This is a genomic window from Micromonospora orduensis (assembly GCF_006228125.1).
Lineage (GTDB): Bacteria > Actinomycetota > Actinomycetes > Mycobacteriales > Micromonosporaceae > Micromonospora > Micromonospora orduensis.
This window is the reverse complement of record NZ_VDFY01000176.1, coordinates 39,443-57,829: the sequence shown is the minus strand read 5'-3', so window position 1 is coordinate 57,829 and position 18,387 is coordinate 39,443. Positions and strand designations below refer to the sequence as shown.

Genomic DNA, 18,387 nt, shown 5'->3' with positions numbered 1-18,387 from the left:
GACCCCCTAGGAGTCGTCATGCGTACTCCCCTCCGGCCCCTCTCCCGGCGTGGACTGCTCACCGGCACTCTCGGATCGGCCGCCCTGCTCGCTGCGGGCGGTAGCCTCGCCGGCTGCGGCACAAAGGGCGCCCAGCAGACCGAGGCCGGCTGCGTCAGCGAAGACCTGTCCGGCACCGAGAAGAAGCTCGCCTTCTCCAACTGGCCGCAGTACATGGACGTCGACGAGAAGGACGAGTCCAAGCGGCCGAGCCTGGACGAGTTCATCACGAAGACCGGCATCCAGGTCACCTACACCGAGGACATCAACGACAACAACGAGTTCTTCGGCAAGGTGCAGAACCAGCTGGCCGCCTGCCAGAGCACCGACCGGGACATCGTCGTGCTGACCGACTGGATGGCCGCGCGGATGATCCGGCTCGGCTGGATCCAGAAGCTCGACCCGGCGAAGATCCCGAACGTGCAGGCCAACCTGCTCCCGTCGCTGCTCAACCGCTCCTTCGACCAGGAGAACCGGATCTCCATCCCGTGGCAGTCCGGCCTCGCCGGCCTGGCGTTCAACGGCAGCGTCACCAAGGAGCTGCGCACCGTCGACGAACTGCTCACCCGCCCCGACCTCAAGGGCAAGGTGACGGCGCTCAGCGAGATGCGCGACACGATGGGCCTGCTCCTCCAGTCCAACGGGCACGACCCCGCCAACTTCACCACCGCCCAGTACGACGACGCGCTCAACAAGCTCAAGAAGGCCGTCGACTCCGGGCAGATCCGCAAGTTCACCGGCAACGACTACGCACCCGACCTGGCCAAGGGCGACATCGCCGCGTGCATCGGCTGGTCCGGGGACGTCATCCAGCTCTCCAGTGAGAACGAGAAGGTGCAGTTCGTCGCCCCGGACTCGGGCGTGATGCTGTTCAGCGACAACATGATGGTCCCGAACAAGGCCACCCACAAGGGCAACGCCGAAGCGCTCATCAACTACTACTACGAGCCGGTGGCCGCGGCGAAGCTCGCCGCGTACGTCAACTACATCTGCCCGGTCAAGGGCGCCCAGGCCGAGATGGAGAAGATCGACCCGGAGCTGGCCGCCAACCCGCTGATCTTCCCCGACGACGCGCTGCTGGCGAAGTCCAAGGTCTTCATGGCCCTGGACGAAAAGCAGGAGAAGGAGTACGAGGGCAAGTTCCAGCAGGTCATCGGGGCGTGACGGGGATGGCGCGCGAGACACCCGCCGGCGATCTGCGCCTGGCCAACCTCACCAAGCGGTTCGGCATCTTCACCGCCGTCGATGACCTCAGCCTGACGATCCCGCAGGGCTCGTTCTTCGCGCTGCTCGGCGCGTCCGGCTGCGGCAAGACCACCACCCTGCGGATGATCGCCGGGCTGGAGGAGCCGACCAGTGGCCAGGTGCTGCTCGGCGACACCGACATCGCTCGGCTGCGGCCGTACAAGCGGCCGGTCAACACGGTCTTCCAGAGCTACGCGCTCTTTCCGCACCTCACCATCTTCGAGAACGTGGCCTTCGGGCTGCGCCGACGCGGCATCCGCTCGGTCGACGACGAGGTCACCCGGATGCTGTCGCTGGTGCAGCTCGACGGCTACGGCAACCGCCGGCCGGCGCAGCTCTCCGGCGGCCAGCAGCAACGCGTCGCCCTGGCCCGAGCGCTGATCAACCGACCGCAGGTGCTGCTGCTCGACGAGCCGCTGGGCGCGCTCGACCTGAAGCTGCGCCGGCAGATGCAGATCGAGCTGAAGCGCATCCAGACCGAGGTCGGCATCACCTTCGTGCACGTCACCCACGACCAGGAGGAGGCCATGACCATGGCCGACACCGTCGCGGTGATGAACGCCGGCCGGATCGAGCAGCAGGGCGCCCCGGCCGACCTCTACGAGTTCCCGGCCACCGCCTTCGTGGCGAACTTCCTCGGCCAGTCCAACCTGCTCGCTGGCGAGGCCGCCGGCACGAGCGGCGGCGAGGTGGCGGTGACGGCGCACGGCGCGCGCTTCTCGGTGCCCGCCGGCCGGTCGCGCGCCGACCGGGGCCCTGTCCACCTGGGGGTACGCCCGGAGAAGCTGCATCTGGTCGGCTCCGCCGACCAGGTCCCCCAAGGACACCAACTGGTCACCGGGTTGGTCACCGACGCCTCCTACGTGGGGGTCAGCACGCAGTACCTGCTGCGCACCGGCTGGGGCACCGAGCTGTCGGTCTTCGCGGCGAACAACGGCGCGGAGGCGCGGGTGCCGGTGGGCAGCGAGGCAGTGGCGTACTGGGATCCGCGCCACGCGTTCCTGCTGCCCCGCGACGCCGCCGACACCGACCGGACCACGCCGGTGCTCGACGAGCCGGTGGGCGCGTCGTCATGACCCTCCTGGCCCCCACCGGATCGGGGCACCCGCCACCCGCGCCACCGGCAGCCCGGTCCGGTCGGCGCCGACTCCTGCCGTACCTGTTGCTGCTGCCCGGTGCGGCCTGGCTGCTCATCTTCTTCGGTGTGCCGCTGCTGCAACTCGCCGCGGCGAGCCTCTACGACCCCAGCGGCTCGCTCTCCACCGGGTACGCGATGACGTGGGCGTTCGGCAACTACCCGGACGTCGTGCAGGCGTACTGGCCGCAGTTGCTGCGCTCGTTCGGCTACGCCGGGCTGGCCCTGGTGCTGGCGTTGCTGCTGGGCTACCCGCTCGCGTACGCCATCGCGCAGAAGGCCGGCCGGTGGAAGAACCTGCTGCTGGTGTGCGTGGTCGCGCCGATGTTCACCAGCTTCCTGGTCCGCACGCTGGCCTGGAAGACGATCCTGTCGGACAACGGCGCGCTCGTTGGCCTGCTGCGCGACGTGCACCTGCTCGCCCCGGACGGCCGGCTGCTGGCCACGCCGTTCGCGGTGGTGCTCGGCCTGACGTACAACTTCCTGCCGTTCCTGGTGCTGCCGCTGTACGCGAGCCTGGAGCGGCTGGACCCCCGGCTGCTGGAGGCGGCCACCGACCTGTACGCGAGCCCGGCGCAGGCGTTCCGGCGGGTGACGCTGCCGCTGTCCATGCCCGGTCTGGTCGCCGGCACGCTGCTGTTCTTCATCCCCGCCAGCGGCGACTACATCAACGCCGAACTCCTCGGCACCCCGAACGAATACATGATCGGCAACGTCATCGACTCGGCGTTCCTGGTCCGACTGGACTACCCGCAGGGCGCCGCGCTGTCGTTCCTGCTGATGGCGGCGATCCTCGCGGTGGTCTTCGGCTATCTGCGCAGGGCTGGCACGGAGGAGGTGCTGTGAGGATTTCCCGCTGGCTGGCGGACCGCTGGGTGATGATCGTGGCGCTGCTGGTGCTCGGCTACCTGGCGCTGCCGATCCTGGTGGTGGCGGGCCTGTCGTTCAACCGGCCGTCGAGCCGGCTGTCGTACGACTTCAACGAGTTCACGCTGGACAACTGGCGGCAGCCGTGTGCCACCTCGGACATGTGCGACGCGGTGGTCCGCAGCGTGCAGATCGGCTTCATCGCCACCGTGGTCGCCACGGTGCTCGGCACCCTGATGGCGTTCGCGCTGGTGCGGCACCGCTTCCGCGGCAGGTCCGGCATCAACGTGCTGATCTTCCTGCCGATGGCCACCCCCGAGCTGGTGATGGGCACGTCGCTGCTGGCCCTCTTCGTCTCCGCCGGGGTGCCGCAGGGCTTCTGGACGATCGTCATCGCGCACGTGATGTTCTGCGTGTCGTTCGTGGTGGTCACCGTCAAGGCGCGGCTCGCCGGGATGGACCGGCGGCTGGAGGAGGCCGCCATGGACCTCTACGCCAACGAGTGGCAGACCTTCCGGCGGATCACCCTGCCGCTGGTGCTGCCCGGCATCGTGGCCGCCGCGCTGCTGGCGTTCTCGCTGAGCTTCGACGACTTCATCATCACGAACTTCAACGCCGGCACCACCGTCACGTTCCCGATGTACGTCTGGGGCGCCGCCCAGCGGGGCATCCCCCCGCAGGTGAACGTCATCGGCACCGCGATGTTCGCCATCGCGCTGCTGCTGGTCGGGCTCAGCTCGCTGCGCGGTCGGCGTGCTCGCCGCGCCGCGCTGCTGGCCGGCCCGGTGCCGCAGGCGCGTCGCTCGTCATGACCACCCTGGATGCGGGCCGTCCGACCGGGCGGGCGTCATGACCCTCCCGCATATCGGCCGGGCGCTCGCCGACGCGACGCCCGTGCCGTACTGGCTGGACCGCCCGGAGCGCCCCGACCCGCTGCCGCCGCTGACCGGCGCGCAGACCGCCGACCTGCTGGTGATCGGCGGCGGGTACAGCGGGCTCTGGGCCGCCCTGGAGGCCAAGCGGGCCGAGCCGGACCGTGACGTGCTGCTCGTCGACGCCGGCACCTGCGGGTGGGCCGCCTCTGGGCGCAACGGCGGGTTCTGTGCCGCCTCGCTCACCCACGGCCTGGCCAACGGCGTCGACCGGTTCCCCGGTGAGATCGGCGAGCTGGAACGCCTCGGCCGGGAAAACCTGGACGCGATCGCCGCCACCGTCGCCGAGTTCGGCATCGACTGCGACTTCGAGCGCACCGGCGAGCTGGCCGTCGCCGTCGAGCCGTACCAGCTCGACGGGTTGGCCGCCGACGCGGAGCTGGCCCGCCGGTACGGCCACCGGGTGCGGCTACTCGACCGGGACGAGGTACGCGCCGAGGTGCACTCGCCGACGTACCTGGGTGGCCTGGTCGACGCCGACCGGGTCGCCATGGTGGACCCGGCGAAGCTGGCGTGGGGTCTGCGCCGCGCCTGCCTCGACCTCGGCGTACGCGTGCACGAGCACACCCGGGTCACCGGGCTGCGTGCCGACGGCCCGGCCCTGCACGCGGCGACCGTCGGCGGGCTGGACAACGCGCCCGGCTCGGTACGCGCCCGCCGGGTCGTGCTCGCCACCAACGCGTTTCCGCCACTGCTGCGCCGACTGCGGGCGTACGTGGTGCCCGTCTACGACCACGTGCTGATGACCGAGCCGCTCACCCCCGCCCAGCGGGACGCGATCGGCTGGCGCAACCGGCAGGGGCTCGCCGACACCGGCAACCTGTTCCACTACTACCGGATCACCGTCGACGGGCGGATCCTCTTCGGCGGCTACGACGCGGTCTACCACTACGGCAACCGGGTCGCCCCCGAACTGGAGCAGAACCCGGCCACCTTCACCACCCTCGCCCAGCACTTCTTCACCACGTTTCCGCAGCTCGCCGACGTGCGCTTCAGCCATCGCTGGGGCGGCGTCATCGACACCTGCACCCGGTTCTGCCCGTTCTTCGGCACCGCGTACGGCGGTCGGCTGGCGTACGCGGCCGGCTACACCGGCCTCGGCGTCGGGGCCACCCGCTTCGGTGCCCGCGTGCTGCTCGACCTGCTGGCCGGCGGGAACACCCCGTTGACCGGGCTCGACCTGGTTCGCCGTAAGCCACTGCCGTTCCCGCCGGAACCCGTCCGCGCGCTCGGCATCAATCTCACCCGCTGGTCACTGGCCCGCGCCGACGCGCGTGAGGGCCGGCGCGACCTCTGGCTCCGTACTCTCGATCGTTTCGGTTTGGGGTTTGATTCCTGATGCGTGTCCTCCTCGTCGGCGCCGGTGGCGTCGGCTCCGCCGCCGTAGCCATCGCCGCCCGACGGACCTTCTTCGAGACCATGGTGGTCGCCGACCACGACCCGGACCGCGCTGCCCGCGCGGTGGCCGGGCACGGCGACCGCTTCGTCGCCGCCCAGGTGGACGCCTCCTCGGCCGACGCGGTCGCCGCGCTCTGCCGGGAGCACCGGATCACCCACGTGCTCAACGCCGTCGACCCGCGCTTCGTCATGCCCATCTTCGACGGTGCCTTCGCCGCCGGAGCCCACTACCTCGACATGGCCATGTCGCTGTCCCACCCGCACCCGTCCCGCCCCTACGCCGAGACCGGGGTGAAGCTCGGCGACGACCAGTTCGCCGTCGCCGACCGGTGGGCGGCGGCCGGCCGGCTGGCGCTCTGCGGCATCGGCATCGAGCCGGGCCTGTCGGACGTCTTCGCCCGCTACGCCGCCGACGAGCTGTTCGACGAGATCGACGAGATCGGCGTCCGCGACGGCGCGAACCTCACCGTCGAGGGCTACGACTTCGCGCCGTCGTTCTCGATCTGGACCACCATCGAGGAGTGCCTGAACCCGCCGGTGATCTGGGAGGCCGACCGGGGCTGGTACACCACCGAGCCGTTCAGCGAGCCGGAGGTGTTCGACTTCCCGGAGGGGATCGGCCCGGTCGAGTGCGTCAACGTCGAGCACGAGGAGGTGCTGCTGATCCCGCGCTGGGTGAAGGCGAAGCGGGTCACCTTCAAGTACGGCCTGGGCGACGAGTTCATCGAGGTGCTGAAGGCCCTGCACAAGGTCGGCCTCGACTCGACCGCTCCGGTCTCCGTGCGGGGCGTCGAGGTGTCGCCGCGGGACGTGGTCGCCGCCTGCCTGCCCGACCCGGCCACCCTGGGCGAGCGGATGCGCGGCAAGACCTGCGCCGGCACCTGGGTCACCGGCACCGGCAGGGACGGGCGGCCGCGCGAGGTCTACCTCTACCACGTGGTCGACAACGAGTGGTCCATGCGGGAGTACGGCCACCAGGCCGTCGTCTGGCAGACCGCGGTGAACCCGGTGGTGGCCCTGGAACTGCTCGCCACCGGCGCGTGGTCGGGGACCGGGGTGATCGGCCCGGAGGCGCTGCCGCCCCGCCCCTTCCTCGACCTGCTCACCGGGTACGGCTCGCCATGGGGGATCCAGGAGCGATGAACCGCTACGGCCCGATGTACGGCCCCGACATCACCTTCCTCGGGGTGGACCGCTGCACCCTGGACGACCCCGCGTCGTACCCGGACGCCGACGTCGTCATCGTCGGTGCGCCCTTCGACGGCGGCACCTCGCACCGGCCCGGCACCCGCTTCGGCCCGTCCGCCATCCGGCAGGCCTGCTACCTGCCGCACGACGGCTCCCGCCCGTCCCTGGCGATGCGCGTCGACGGGCTGCGCGACCTGCGCGTCTACGACGCCGGCGACGTGGAGATGTTCTCCGGCGACATCGAGCGGTCGCTGGCGTCGCTGGAGGCCGCCGTGTACGCCGTCGCCGCCGCCGGCGCGATCCCGATCGTCCTCGGCGGGGACCACTCCATCGCCCTGCCCGACGCCACCGGGGTCGCCCGGCAGCACGGGCTCGGCCGGGTGTCGCTGGTGCACTTCGACGCGCACGCCGACACCGGACACATCGAGTTCGGCTCGCTGCACGGGCACGGCCAGCCGATGCGCCGGCTCATCGAGTCCGGCGCGGTACGCGGCGACCGGTTCCTCCAGATCGGCCTGCGCGGCTACTGGCCCGACCCGCCCACCCTGGCGTGGATGGCCGCCCAGCGGATGCGCTCCTACGAGATGACCGAGCTGGTGTCGCGCGGCCTGGACACCTGCCTGTCGGAGGCCTTCACGATCGCGACCGACGAGTGCGAGGGGGTGTTCCTCTCGGTCGACGTGGACGTCGTCGATCCCGGGATGGCCCCCGGCACCGGCACCCCCGAACCGGGCGGCCTGACCTCCCGGCAACTGCTCGACGCGGTCCGCCGGGTCTGCTACGAGCTGCCCGTCGTCGGGGTGGACGTGGTCGAGGTCGCGCCGCCGTACGACCACGCCGACATCACCGCGTACCTGGGCAACCGGGTGGTCCTGGAGGCGCTGTCGGCGATCGCCCGACGCCGCCGCGACGCCGCGGGCGGGCCACCGTGGAACCCCCACCAACCCCTCCTGGATGCCCGCTGACCAGCGCCTTCAGTGGCAACGGCCCCGCGTCGTGGCCTGCGGTCACACCGCGTCACCAGGCACGGGGCGGACTTGGTGGTGAGCGCTATACCTGTGAGTCATATTTGTGCCTCAGAGGTATAGCGCTCCCCAGTGCGGGTTGCCTCCGCTGCCCACACGCACCGGTCGCGGGTGACCTAGGCGGCGAGGCGGGAGCGGATGAGGAAGCGAAGACCGTCGGGGGCCTCCAGCGAGAACCCGCTGCCCCGCCCCGGCACCACGTCGACCGTCAACCTCGTGTGCTTCCACAACTCCCACTGGGCCGACGACATCCAGAACTCGACAGGCTCCGGCACACCGTCCACGGCCAGCGAGGCGAGCAGCACGTCGGAGGAGCCGGTGCGGAACTCGCCCGCCGGGTAGCACATCGGGGCACTGCCGTCGCAGCAGCCGCCGGACTGGTGGAACATCAGCGGCCCGTGCCGCCCCCGCAGCGACCGGATCAGATCGGCCGCCGCGGGGGTCACGGAGACCACGGACATCAGAAGAAGCCGAGCTTCTGGGTGGAGTAGCTGACCAGCAGGTTCTTCGTCTGCTGGTAGTGCTCCAGCATCATCTTGTGGTTCTCCCGACCGATGCCTGACTGCTTGTACCCGCCGAAGGCGGCGTGCGCCGGGTAGGCGTGGTAGCAGTTCGTCCAGACCCGCCCGGCCTGGATGGCCCGCCCCGCCCGGTACGCGACGTTCATGTCCCGGGTCCACACGCCCGCGCCCAACCCGTACAGGGTGTCGTTGGCGGTCTTGACGGCGTCGTCGAGGTCGGCGAAGGAGGTCACCGAGACCACCGGGCCGAAGATCTCCTCCTGGAAGACCCGCATCGAGTTGTCGCCCTCGAAGATCGTTGGCTCGACGTAGTACCCGCCCGACAGGTCGCCGCCCAGGTCCGCCCGTGACCCCCCGGTGAGCACCTTGGCGCCCTCCTGCCGGCCGATGTCCAGGTAGGACAGAATCTTCTCCAGCTGGTCGTTGGAGGCCTGCGCCCCGATCATCGTGTCGGTGTCCAGCGGGTGCCCGGCCACGATCGCCTTCGTGCGCTCCACCGCCGCGGCCAGGAAGTCGCTGTAGTGGCCCTGCTGGATCAGCGCCCGGGAGGGGCAGGTGCACACCTCGCCCTGGTTGAGCGCGAACATGGTGAAGCCTTCCAGGGCCTTGTCCAGGAAGTCGTCGGATGCGGCGCTGACGTCGTCGAAGAAGATGTTCGGGCTCTTGCCGCCCAGCTCCAGGGTGACGGGTTTGATGTTCTCGCTGGCGTACTGCATGATCAGCCGCCCGGTCGTGGTCTCACCGGTGAACGCCACCTTCGCCACCCGGGCCGAGGACGCCAGCGGCTTGCCGGCCTCCACGCCGAAGCCGTTGACGATGTTGAGCACGCCCGGCGGCAGCAGGTCCGCCACCAGCGACAGCCAGTAGTGGATGGACGCGGGGGTCTGCTCGGCCGGCTTGAGCACCACGGCGTTGCCGGCGGCCAGAGCGGGCGCCAGCTTCCAGGTGGCCATGAGAATCGGGAAGTTCCACGGGATGATCTGCCCGACGACACCGAGCGGCTCGTGGAAGTGGTACGCCACGGTGTCGTCGTCGATCTCGCCGAGGGAACCCTCCTGGGCCCGGATCGCACCGGCGAAGTACCGGAAGTGGTCGATGGCCAGCGGAATGTCCGCCGCCAGTGTCTCCCGGACCGGCTTGCCGTTCTCCCAGCTCTCGGCGATCGCGAGGGACTCCAGGTTGTCCTGCATGCGGTCGGCGATCCGGTTGAGGATCAGGGCCCGCTCGGCCACCGAGGTACGCCCCCAGGCGTCGGCGGCGCCGTGCGCGGCGTCCAGGGCCTTCTCGACGTCAGGGGCCGTGCCCCGGGCCACCTCGGTGAAGGTCTGACCGGTGACCGGGGTGGGGTTCTCGAAGTAGCCACCACCATGCGGCTTGACGTACTCGCCGCCGATGAAGTGGTCGTAACGGGACTGCCAGTGGGTGGGCGCGTCGTAGCGCGTCATGGTTACCTCCGCCGTCGTGGTGCGGGTGTCGGCGGGGACGGTAGTTTCAGCGACGTTGCAGCCACGTTGCGCGCGGGAGGTCGTACTCCCCGGCGAGCTGGTCGATGCGGGCCAGGGCGAGCGGCCGGCGCGGCGTGCCCACCGGCAACGCCCGCGCCAGGGCCTGCCAGGCGGCCAGGTCGTCGGCGCCGGCGGGGGTCGCGGTCCAGGCCGTGAGCAGCGCCGGGTCGGCGGTGGCCAGCACGGCCGCGCGGAGCTGGCCGTCGATCAGCCGGCGCAGTCGGGCCACTCCCGGCGCGTCCGACCCGGGCAGCAACGACCCGGGGTACGCGGCGAGCGCGCCCGCGACATCGCCCTGGTCGAGCCGTGCGGCAATGGTGGTGAAGTCGGCCCGGACGACGCCGCGCAGCCGGTACGGGCGTGAGTCGAGCAGCTCCGGCCCGAGCACCCGGCGCAACCGGGACAGCTCCGCGCGCAGGGTGACCGGATGCAGCCGCTCGTCGCCGTAGAGGTCGAGGCCGAGCTGTTCGCCGGTGCGGCCCTCGGGGTGGTGCAGCAGCAGCACCAGCAGCTCGCTGTGTCGGCGGCCGAGCCGGATGCGTCGCCCGTCGATGCGCAGTTCCGCCTCGTCGCGGCCGAGTGCGGTCACCACGGCGACGCCCGGCTCCACCGGCCGGTCCGTGGCGAGCTGCGCCTCGGCGGCCCGGGCGGTGGCCCGGACCAGCGCCAGGCTGTGCGGGTTGGCCAGGTGGTCGCCGCCGGTGATGTCGACCGCGCCGAGCAGCAGCCCGGTGGCCGGGTCGTGGATCGGCGCCGCCGCGCAGGTCCAGCGCTGCACCGGCCGGCTGAAATGCTCGGTGGCGAAGATCTGCACGCTGTGGTCGACGGCCAGCGCGGTGCCGGGGGCGTTGGTGCCGGCGTGGGTCTCGTCCCAGCGTGCGCCGGGCACGAAGTTCATCCGCTCGGCATGCCGGAGCACCCCCGGATGCCCCTCGACCCAGAGCAGCCGCCCGTACGCGTCGCACACGGCCATCAGGTGCGCGCTGTCCTGCGCGATGCCGCCGAGCAGGTCCCGAAAGAGCGGCAGCACGCGGGCCAGTGGATGCCCGGCCCGGTACGCGGCCAGCGCGTCGTCGCTCAGGTCGACAGGCGGGGTGGCCTCCGGGTCGAGTCGCGCCGAACGTTCCCACGAGCGGCGTACCACCTCGCGGACCCGGTGTGGCGCGGCGCCGGCGGTGAGGAACGCCTCGTGGGCGGCACCGACCTGCGCGATCCGCTCGGCCGGATCGACGCCGAACTCCAGGGCGAGCCACGGGTCAGCCATGGGGCGACCTCCTCGGGCCCTATCGTGACGCAGCTCACCCTCGATCGCCAACCACATCCGGTACGGACCCGTCGATCTGGCCGCCACGGCGATCGGTGCCCGTGTCGGCTGAACGGTAGGGCCCTTCCGTCCGTACCACGCGGTGAAGGAACACCGAGGACGGGAGTGACGGCGATGAGGGTGCAGCGCAAGCACGTGCTGGCGGCGACCGTGGCGGTGCTCGCCGCGGCGGGAGTGGCGGTGGGGACCGGGTTCGGGTTCGCCGACACCGCACCCGCGCAGCAGTCCGTCTGCTCGGGCTCGGTCACCTTCTCGGCGGAGGGCGGGGCGCCGGCGGCGACCAGCGACCGGTTCCCGGTGGGCACGCGGCTGCGGGTGACGAACCTGGACAACAACCGGGCGGCCACGGTGACGGTGACCGGCCCGTCGGGCAGTTGTGTGCTGCTCAACGCCGCCGCGATGGAGCTGGTGCGGGAGCCGGGCAAGAACGTGATCCGCCGCAACGTGGTGCAACGGCTCGACGGCGAGGCCGCGCCGCCCGCCGCGCCGCCGGCCGCCGGCACGGTCCGACCCGGCGCAGCGTCTCCCGGAGCGCCCGGCCCGGCGCCCCGCTCGGCCTGCTCGGGGGCGATCACCTTCTTCGCCGAGAATGCCGCGCCGGCGGCGACCAGCGGGCAGTTCCCGGTGGGCACCCGGCTGCGGGTGACCAACCTGGACAACAACAAGGCCACCACGGTCACGGTGACCGGCCCGTCGGGCAGCTGCCTGCTGCTCAACAGCGCCGCCATGGAGCAGATCCGCGAGCCGGGCAAGAATCTGGTCCGCCGCAACACCGTCGAGGTGCTTCGCTGACCCTGCCGTGCGGAAGGGCCCCTTCTCGGGAAGGGGCCCTTCCCTCGGTCAGCCGAACGCGGCGTCGAGGATGTCGGCGCCCCGGGTGAGCTGCTCGTCGGAGATCACCAGCGGGGGCAGGAAGCGCAGCACGTTGCCGTACGTGCCGCAGGTCAGGGTGAGCAGGCCGGCGGCGTGACAGGCGGCCGAGACGGCCGCCGTGGCGACCGGGTCGGGGACGAGGGTGCCGGGTCGTACCAGCTCCACGGCGAGCATCGCGCCCCGGCCGCGTACCTCGGCGATGCGGGGATCGCGCTCGGCGGCGGCCCGGAGCCGGGGTGCCAGGACGGACTCGATGCGTCGGGCGGCGGCGGCCAGGTCCAGTTCGTGCATGGTCTCGATGGTGGCCAGCGCGGCGGCGCAGGCGATCGGGTTGCCGCCGTACGTGCCGCCGAGCCCGCCGACGTGCACCGCGTCCATCAGCTCGGCCCGACCGGTCACCGCCGCGAGGGGCAGGCCACCCGCGATGCCCTTGGCCAGGGCGACCAGGTCCGGTTCGACGCTCTCGTGCTGGCAGGCGAACCAGTCGCCGGTACGGCAGAAGCCGGTCTGGATCTCGTCGGCGACGAACACCACCCCGGCCGCTGTCGCCCAGGCTCGCAGCGCCGGCAGGAAACCGGGCGCCGGCACCACGAAGCCGCCCTCGCCCTGGATCGGCTCGATCAGCAGCGCGGCGACGTTCTCCGCCCCGACCTGCTTCTCGACCATCTCGATGGCCCGCGCTGCCGCTTCGGCGCCGGAGAGCCCGCCGTCGCGCAGCGGGTAGGACATCGGCACCCGGTAGATCTCCCCGGCGAACGGCCCGAACCGGTGCTTGTACGGCATGTTCTTCGCGGTCAACGCCATGGTCAGGTTGGTCCGCCCGTGGTACGCGTGGTCGAACACCACGACCGCCGGCCGTCCGGTGGCGTGCCGGGCGATCTTCACGGCGTTCTCCACCGCCTCCGCCCCGGAGTTGAACAGCGCCGAGCGCTTCTCGAACCCGCCCGGCGTCACCGCGTTGAGCTGCTCGCACACCGCCACGTACGACTCGTACGGGGCGACCATGAAGCAGGTGTGGGTGAACCGCTCGACCTGAGCCCGGACCGCCTCGACCACCTTCGGGGCGGAGTTGCCGACGCTGCTCACCGCGATGCCGGCGGCGAAGTCGATCCACTCGCGGCCGTCGACGTCGGTGATCGTCCCGCCGGACGCGGTGTCCACGTAGGACGAGATGACGCTGCCGACACCTCGGGCGACGGCACCGCCGCGCCGCTTGTGCAGTTCCTCTGACGAAGCCATGGGTCAGCCCTCGATGTTGTGCATGACGTGCTTGATCCGGGTGTAGTCCTCCAGGCTGTAGACCGACAGGTCCTTGCCGTGCCCGGAGTGCTTGAAGCCGCCGTGCGGCATCTCCGAGACGAACGGGATGTGCGTGTTCACCCAGACGCAGCCGAAGTCCAGCCGCCGGGTCATCCGCATCGCCCGGCCGTGGTCGCGCGTCCACACCGACGCGGACAGGCCGTAGTCGACGCCGTTGGCCCAGCGCACCGCCTCGTCCTCGTCGGAGAAGCGCTGCACGGTGATGACGGGGCCGAACACCTCGTCCTGGATGATCTCGTCGGCCTGGCGCAGCCCGGACACCACCGTCGGCGCGTAGAAGTAGCCGCGCTCGCCCTGCCGGGAGCCGCCGGCCTGGATCGCCGCGTGGTCCGGCAGCCGGTCCACGAAGCCGCTGACCCGGGCCAGCTGGTTGGCATTGTTCAACGGGCCGTAGAGCACGTCCGCGTCGTCAGGCGCGCCGGTCTTCGTGTTGCGGGCCTGCTCGGCGAGCGCCGCCACGAAGTCGTCGTGGATGCCCGGCCCGGCGAGCACCCGGGTGGCCGCCGTGCAGTCCTGCCCCGCGTTGAAGTAGCCGCCCACCGCGATGGCCTCGGCGGCCGCCGCCACGTCCGCGTCGTCGAAGAGCACCACCGGGGCCTTGCCGCCCAGCTCCAGGTGGGTCCGCTTCAGATCGGGCGCCGCCGCGGCGGCGACCTCCATGCCGGCGCGGGTCGAGCCGGTGATCGACACCAGCTGCGGCGTCGGGTGCGAGACGAGGGTACGACCGGTGTCCCGGTCGCCGCAGACCACGTTGAACACACCCGGCGGGAAGAACTCGGCGGCGATCTCGGCGAGCAGCAGCGTCGACACAGGCGTGGTGTCCGACGGCTTGAGCACCACCGTGTTGCCGGCCGCCAGTGCCGGGGCGATCTTCCAGACCGCCATCATCAGCGGGTAGTTCCACGGGGTGACCTGGGCGCAGACGCCGATCGGCTCCCGCCGCACGTACGAGGTGTGCCCGGCCAGGTACTCCCCGGCGGACCGCCCCTCCAGCAGCCGGGCCGCGCCGGCGAAGAACCGGAACTGGTCCACCGCGGGCGGCAGCTCCTCCTCGGCGGTGAGCTGGCGCGGCTTGCCGGTGTTGCGGACCTCGGCGTCGACCAGCTCGGCCGCGCGGGCCTCCACGGCGTCGGCGAGCTTGAGCATCGCCCGCTGCCGCTCGGCGGGGGTGACATCCCGCCAACTCTCGAACGCGGTGGCGGCGGCACTCATCGCCGCGTCCACGTCGGCGGCGCCGGACACCGGGGCCTGGGCGAACACCTCGCCCGTGCAGGGGTCGATCAGGTCGGCGTACCCGCCGTCGGCCGGTTCGACGTAGGAGCCGTTGACGAAGTTGCGCAGCTGCTGCTGATCACTCATGACGGGATCTCTCCGAGGGGCCGGGGTGCGGTTCTGCGGCGGTTATCGCAATCTCCCTGCCATCTTGGCCACTGAATTCGCGGCAGACAAGGGTTGCGGCGACTGTTTCCGTCGACTGCTGACTCGTCTACGCTGCTCGTCGTGGAGCCCACCGCGTTCTTCGTCGCCTCCCGCCCCGCCTCCGGTGAGGGCGAGCTGACCGTCCACCACCCGTACGACGGTCGCCCGGTGGGGCGTACCACATTTGCCACGCCCGACCAGGTCGAGGCCGCCGTCGCCGCGGCGGCCGGTGTGGCCGCGCAGGCCGCGGCCCTGCCCGCGCACGCCCGCGCGGCGGCCCTGGACCACGTGTCCCGGCGGCTCGCCGAACGCGCCGACGAGGTCGCGGCTCTGATCACCGCCGAGAACGGCAAACCGGTCAAGTGGGCCCGGGCCGAGGTGGGACGGGCGGTGTCCACCTTCCGGTGGGCCGCCGAGGAGGCCCGGCGGTTCTCCGGCGAGCTGCAACGCCTCGACACCGACCCGGCGGCCACCGGGCGGATCGCCCTGGTCCGGCAGGTGCCGAAGGGGCCGGTGCTGGGCATCGCGCCGTTCAACTTCCCGCTCAACCTCGTCGCCCACAAGGTCGCCCCGGCCATCGCCGTCGGCGCGCCGATCATCGTCAAGCCGGCCCCGGCGACGCCACTGTCCGCGCTGCTGCTCGGCGAACTGCTCGCCGAGACGGACCTGCCCGCCGGCATGTTCTCGGTGCTGCCGCTGCCCAACGACCGCGCCGCCGAACTGGTCACCGACCCCCGGCTGCCCGTGGTGTCGTTCACCGGGTCCGGGCCGGTCGGCGCGGCCATCCGCCAGCAGGTGCCCCAGAAGCACGTCACGCTGGAGTTGGGCGGCAACGCGGCGGCCGTGCTCTGTGCGGACTGGACCTCCGACGAGGATCTGGACTTCGCCGCGCAACGGATCGCCACCTTCGCCAACTACCAGGCCGGCCAGTCGTGCATCGCCGTCCAACGGGTGTACGTGCACCACACGCTGCACGCCGAGTTCCTGCCCCGGATGGTCACGGCGGTCCGCTCGCTGCGCACCGGCGACCCCACCGACGAGTCGACAGACGTCGGCCCGATGGTGTCCGAGGACGCCGCCCGCCGGGTCGAGGCATGGGTGAACGAGGCCGTCGCGGCCGGCGCCACCGTCGAGGTGGGCGGCGCGCGGGACGGCGCCACGTACCCCCCGACCGTGCTCACCGGCGTTCCCACCGACGCCAGGGTCGTCGCCGAGGAGGTGTTCGGGCCGGTGCTCGTGGTCGCCCCGGTCGCCGACGACCGGGCCGCGTTCACCGCCGTCAACGACTCGGCGTACGGCCTGCAGGCCGGCGTGTTCACCCGACGCCTCGACGTGGCCTTCGCCGCCGCGCGGTCGTTGGAGGTGGGCGGCGTGATCGTCGGCGACGTGCCGTCGTACCGGGCCGACCAGATGCCGTACGGCGGAGTGAAGGGCAGCGGCGTCGGCCGGGAAGGGCTGCGCAGCGCGATGGACGACTACACCGAACCGCGCGTCATGGTGCTGACCGGGCTCACCCTCTAGGCCTCGTCGGCGCGCCAGGTGCCGTCGTCGCGGACCCGGGCGGGGGCGCGGCCGAGCAGCAGGGTGGTAAACGCGGCGTCGATCGTGTCGCCGAGGAACCACTCACCGGCCTGGTCGAGGGCGAAGACCCGGCCGCGCTCGTCGACGGCGATGATGCTGTCCTGTCCCTCGGTGCCGATCGGGAAGAGTCGTACGCCGAGGACGGCGCCGAAGTCGGCGAGCGTGTCGGCGGTGTGCGCGATCATGTGCGGGCGGATGTCGAAGCGGGAGATCCACACCTGCTCGCCGGGGCCGCGCCGCGCGCCCACCAGGCTGGGGAACGCGGTGAGCGCCGCGACGGCGGCCGGGAAGACCGCGTGCCGGTGGGTGCGCCCCGCCACGGCCGTGACGTCCCGTACGGCGGCGGCGGCCATGAGCTGGTCACCGATGTGCGGTCGCCAGCCGGCCGCCACCAGCGAGTTGGCCACCTCGGGCGGGAAGCGGCCCGGGTCCGGATCGGGTTCCGCCGGCGGTAGCCAGGTCTCCGTGTACGCCCGGGTCGACTCCGGCAGGACGTTGGCGCTCACCAGGAAGTTGACGCACGAGTCGCAGGGCCGCTCGGCCGGGCCGCTTGCCGGGTCACCCGGCTCCCGGACCCGGAAGATCTCGAACCGCGCCCCCTCCAGCAGGGCCGCCGCCTCGGCCCGGCCCATCGGCGCGATGCCCTCGGCCGCCCGCAGGTGGTCGTACTCGTGCAGCACGTCGGACACCACGATCAACTCGGCGTGACCCTCGCCGCCGCGGACCAGCTCCCCCGGGGGCAGCTGATCCAGGTAGGTGCGCACGAGCGGGTGATGGTTCAGTGGGACGACACCCTTCGTGCCCTGGGCTGTCCAGATGCGACCGTCGATGGTCAGGTGCGCGGTGGTGTTCGGGGTGGCGATCCGATGGATCTCCCGCACCAGCAGGCTCGACTGGTCGACGGTGCGCGCGGCGGTCGGCCCTTCCGGCTGACTGCGCCGGTACATGTCCGCCACCACGTCGCTGGGCACCCGGGGCCAGGTGGTGACCTTCCCGGTCTGCTTGTCGACGACTGTCGTCGGCAGGTCGCCCGGGACCGTCCGCGCCTCGGTGGACACGACGGACGTGATGAGGTAGCCGAGATCGAACTCGTCGACCACCGGCGTGCACTCGTGGCCGAGGCGCTGCGAATCGCGGCGGGCCCAGGTGGCCGCGAGCTGCTCGGCCTGTTGACGGTCGATCACACACCGAAACTACCGGACTACGTGGATCGATGGCAGCCGGTATGGTTCGCCCTACCGACGGTGACGGGAGGAACGGCGGTGAGCGAACGCGTGGACCGCGACGCCAATCGCGAGCTACGGGCCCGATTCGACGACGTGTACGGGCAGTATCAGCAGCTCAGGTCCAACCTGGACGAACTGCGCGCCCGGCTCGCCGCGGTACGGGTGACCCGGCGGTCGGCCGACGGGCAGGTGACAGTGACCGTCGGCGCCCGGGGGGAGCTGGTCGCGATCGAGCTGGACCCGGCCGTCTACCAGGACCGGGACGCCGAGGCGCTGAGCCGCAGGATCACCGAGACCGTCCGGGCCGCCACCACCGCCGCCGGCGACGCCACCCGGGATCTGGTGGCCGAACACGTACCGGCCGGCTCCGGCCCGGTCGAGTTCCTGCGTACCGGAGATTTCGGTGCGCTGCTCGGGCGCGCCGAGGCCGTCCTCGGGCGGCGCGAGGGGCCGGCATGACCGACGGGCAGCTCTGGCTCGATCCGTCCCGCGCCCGCCGGGGCGGTGCCGACCTGACCCTCGCCGGCGAGGCGGTGACCGCCCGCCGGGCGGCCGACGGCGGCGAGATCGAAGCCGCGAGCGGCAACCGGCCGTGGGGCCGCGACGACATCGGCGCCGCGTTCGAGAGCAGCTACCGGGGGTTCGAGCAGACCGTGCTGCGGGCCTGGGCGGGCATCGGTCACCGGCTCACCGAGCTGGGCACCGACGTGGTCCGCGCCGTCGACGCGAGCGTGCAGACCGACGGCAGCAGCGCCGCCCGGCTCGACCGGGCCGCCGACCGGCGCTGAC

At 71.9% G+C, this 18,387-nt stretch carries 17 protein-coding genes; 11 read left to right on the top strand and 6 right to left on the bottom strand.

Features of this window, described 5'->3' with window-relative positions; genetic code table 11:
- Positions 1-18 precede the first annotated feature (18 nt).
- Genes FHG89_RS19230 through speB form a run of 7 tightly spaced genes read left to right on the top strand, consistent with a single transcriptional unit; the run spans position 19 to position 7,769 of the window.
- Entirely contained in the window at positions 19-1,203 is a 1,185-nt protein-coding gene (locus tag FHG89_RS19230; RefSeq protein WP_139585773.1) for a polyamine ABC transporter substrate-binding protein, read from the top strand.
- Positions 1,204-1,208: 5 nt separating this feature from the next.
- The gene (locus tag FHG89_RS19225; protein ID WP_139585772.1) at positions 1,209-2,360 is read left to right on the top strand and encodes an ABC transporter ATP-binding protein; all 1,152 of its coding nucleotides are present in this window, start codon (positions 1,209-1,211) and stop codon (positions 2,358-2,360) included.
- Positions 2,357-3,265, top strand: coding sequence for an ABC transporter permease (locus tag FHG89_RS19220; RefSeq protein WP_139585771.1), 909 nt, complete (start codon positions 2,357-2,359; stop codon positions 3,263-3,265). The genes FHG89_RS19225 and FHG89_RS19220 overlap by 4 nt, the downstream gene beginning before the upstream one ends.
- Complete coding sequence (locus tag FHG89_RS19215; protein ID WP_244295624.1) at positions 3,262-4,098, top strand: ABC transporter permease; 837 nt, start codon at positions 3,262-3,264, stop codon at positions 4,096-4,098. Before FHG89_RS19220 ends, FHG89_RS19215 begins: the two co-directional genes overlap by 4 nt.
- 37 nt (positions 4,099-4,135) lie before the next feature.
- Positions 4,136-5,557 carry an NAD(P)/FAD-dependent oxidoreductase gene (locus FHG89_RS19210; protein ID WP_139585770.1) on the top strand — a complete coding sequence of 474 codons (1,422 nt, stop codon included), beginning with the start codon at positions 4,136-4,138 and terminating at the stop codon, positions 5,555-5,557.
- Positions 5,557-6,759 carry a saccharopine dehydrogenase family protein gene (locus FHG89_RS19205; protein WP_139585769.1) on the top strand — a complete coding sequence of 401 codons (1,203 nt, stop codon included), beginning with the start codon at positions 5,557-5,559 and terminating at the stop codon, positions 6,757-6,759. Before FHG89_RS19210 ends, FHG89_RS19205 begins: the two co-directional genes overlap by 1 nt.
- Positions 6,756-7,769 (top strand): agmatinase, encoded by a 1,014-nt coding sequence (speB, locus tag FHG89_RS19200; RefSeq protein ID WP_139585768.1) that lies wholly within the window; start codon positions 6,756-6,758, stop codon positions 7,767-7,769. The genes FHG89_RS19205 and speB overlap by 4 nt, the downstream gene beginning before the upstream one ends.
- Before the next feature lie 176 nt (positions 7,770-7,945).
- Here speB and FHG89_RS19195 read toward each other — a convergent pair whose 3' ends face one another.
- From FHG89_RS19195 to FHG89_RS19185, 3 genes are read right to left on the bottom strand one after another with little or no spacing between them, the layout of a single operon-like run.
- Complete coding sequence (locus FHG89_RS19195; protein WP_425280190.1) at positions 7,946-8,290, bottom strand: DUF779 domain-containing protein; 345 nt, start codon at positions 8,288-8,290, stop codon at positions 7,946-7,948.
- Positions 8,290-9,795, bottom strand: coding sequence for an aldehyde dehydrogenase (adh, locus tag FHG89_RS19190; RefSeq protein WP_139585767.1), 1,506 nt, complete (start codon positions 9,793-9,795; stop codon positions 8,290-8,292). Before adh ends, FHG89_RS19195 begins: the two co-directional genes overlap by 1 nt.
- Before the next feature lie 46 nt (positions 9,796-9,841).
- Positions 9,842-11,119 (bottom strand): GAF domain-containing protein, encoded by a 1,278-nt coding sequence (locus FHG89_RS19185; RefSeq protein WP_139585766.1) that lies wholly within the window; start codon positions 11,117-11,119, stop codon positions 9,842-9,844.
- Positions 11,120-11,293: 174 nt separating this feature from the next.
- Between FHG89_RS19185 and FHG89_RS19180 the strand changes: the two genes are divergently transcribed.
- Positions 11,294-11,971 carry an RlpA-like double-psi beta-barrel domain-containing protein gene (locus tag FHG89_RS19180; protein WP_139585765.1) on the top strand — a complete coding sequence of 226 codons (678 nt, stop codon included), beginning with the start codon at positions 11,294-11,296 and terminating at the stop codon, positions 11,969-11,971.
- Positions 11,972-12,019: 48 nt separating this feature from the next.
- On the opposite strand, the gene gabT is transcribed toward FHG89_RS19180, so the two are convergent.
- On the bottom strand, positions 12,020-13,291 hold the full coding sequence (gene gabT, locus FHG89_RS19175) for a 4-aminobutyrate--2-oxoglutarate transaminase (protein WP_139585764.1): 1,272 nt from the start codon (positions 13,289-13,291) through the stop codon (positions 12,020-12,022).
- Positions 13,292-13,294: 3 nt separating this feature from the next.
- A complete protein-coding gene (locus FHG89_RS19170; protein ID WP_139585763.1) occupies positions 13,295-14,731 on the bottom strand; it encodes a gamma-aminobutyraldehyde dehydrogenase in 1,437 nt (478 codons plus the stop codon).
- A 141-nt stretch (positions 14,732-14,872) separates the two neighbouring features.
- Between FHG89_RS19170 and FHG89_RS19165 the strand changes: the two genes are divergently transcribed.
- Positions 14,873-16,312, top strand: coding sequence for an aldehyde dehydrogenase family protein (locus tag FHG89_RS19165; protein WP_139585762.1), 1,440 nt, complete (start codon positions 14,873-14,875; stop codon positions 16,310-16,312).
- Here FHG89_RS19165 and FHG89_RS19160 read toward each other — a convergent pair.
- On the bottom strand, positions 16,309-17,556 hold the full coding sequence (locus FHG89_RS19160) for an SUKH-3 domain-containing protein (RefSeq protein ID WP_139585761.1): 1,248 nt from the start codon (positions 17,554-17,556) through the stop codon (positions 16,309-16,311). The genes FHG89_RS19165 and FHG89_RS19160 overlap by 4 nt on opposite strands.
- Positions 17,557-17,634: 78 nt before the next feature.
- Between FHG89_RS19160 and FHG89_RS19155 the strand changes: the two genes are divergently transcribed.
- Positions 17,635-18,057 carry a YbaB/EbfC family nucleoid-associated protein gene (locus tag FHG89_RS19155; protein WP_139585760.1) on the top strand — a complete coding sequence of 141 codons (423 nt, stop codon included), beginning with the start codon at positions 17,635-17,637 and terminating at the stop codon, positions 18,055-18,057.
- The gene (locus tag FHG89_RS19150; protein WP_139585759.1) at positions 18,054-18,386 is read left to right on the top strand and encodes a hypothetical protein; all 333 of its coding nucleotides are present in this window, start codon (positions 18,054-18,056) and stop codon (positions 18,384-18,386) included. The genes FHG89_RS19155 and FHG89_RS19150 overlap by 4 nt, the downstream gene beginning before the upstream one ends.
- Position 18,387: the final 1 nt, after the last annotated feature.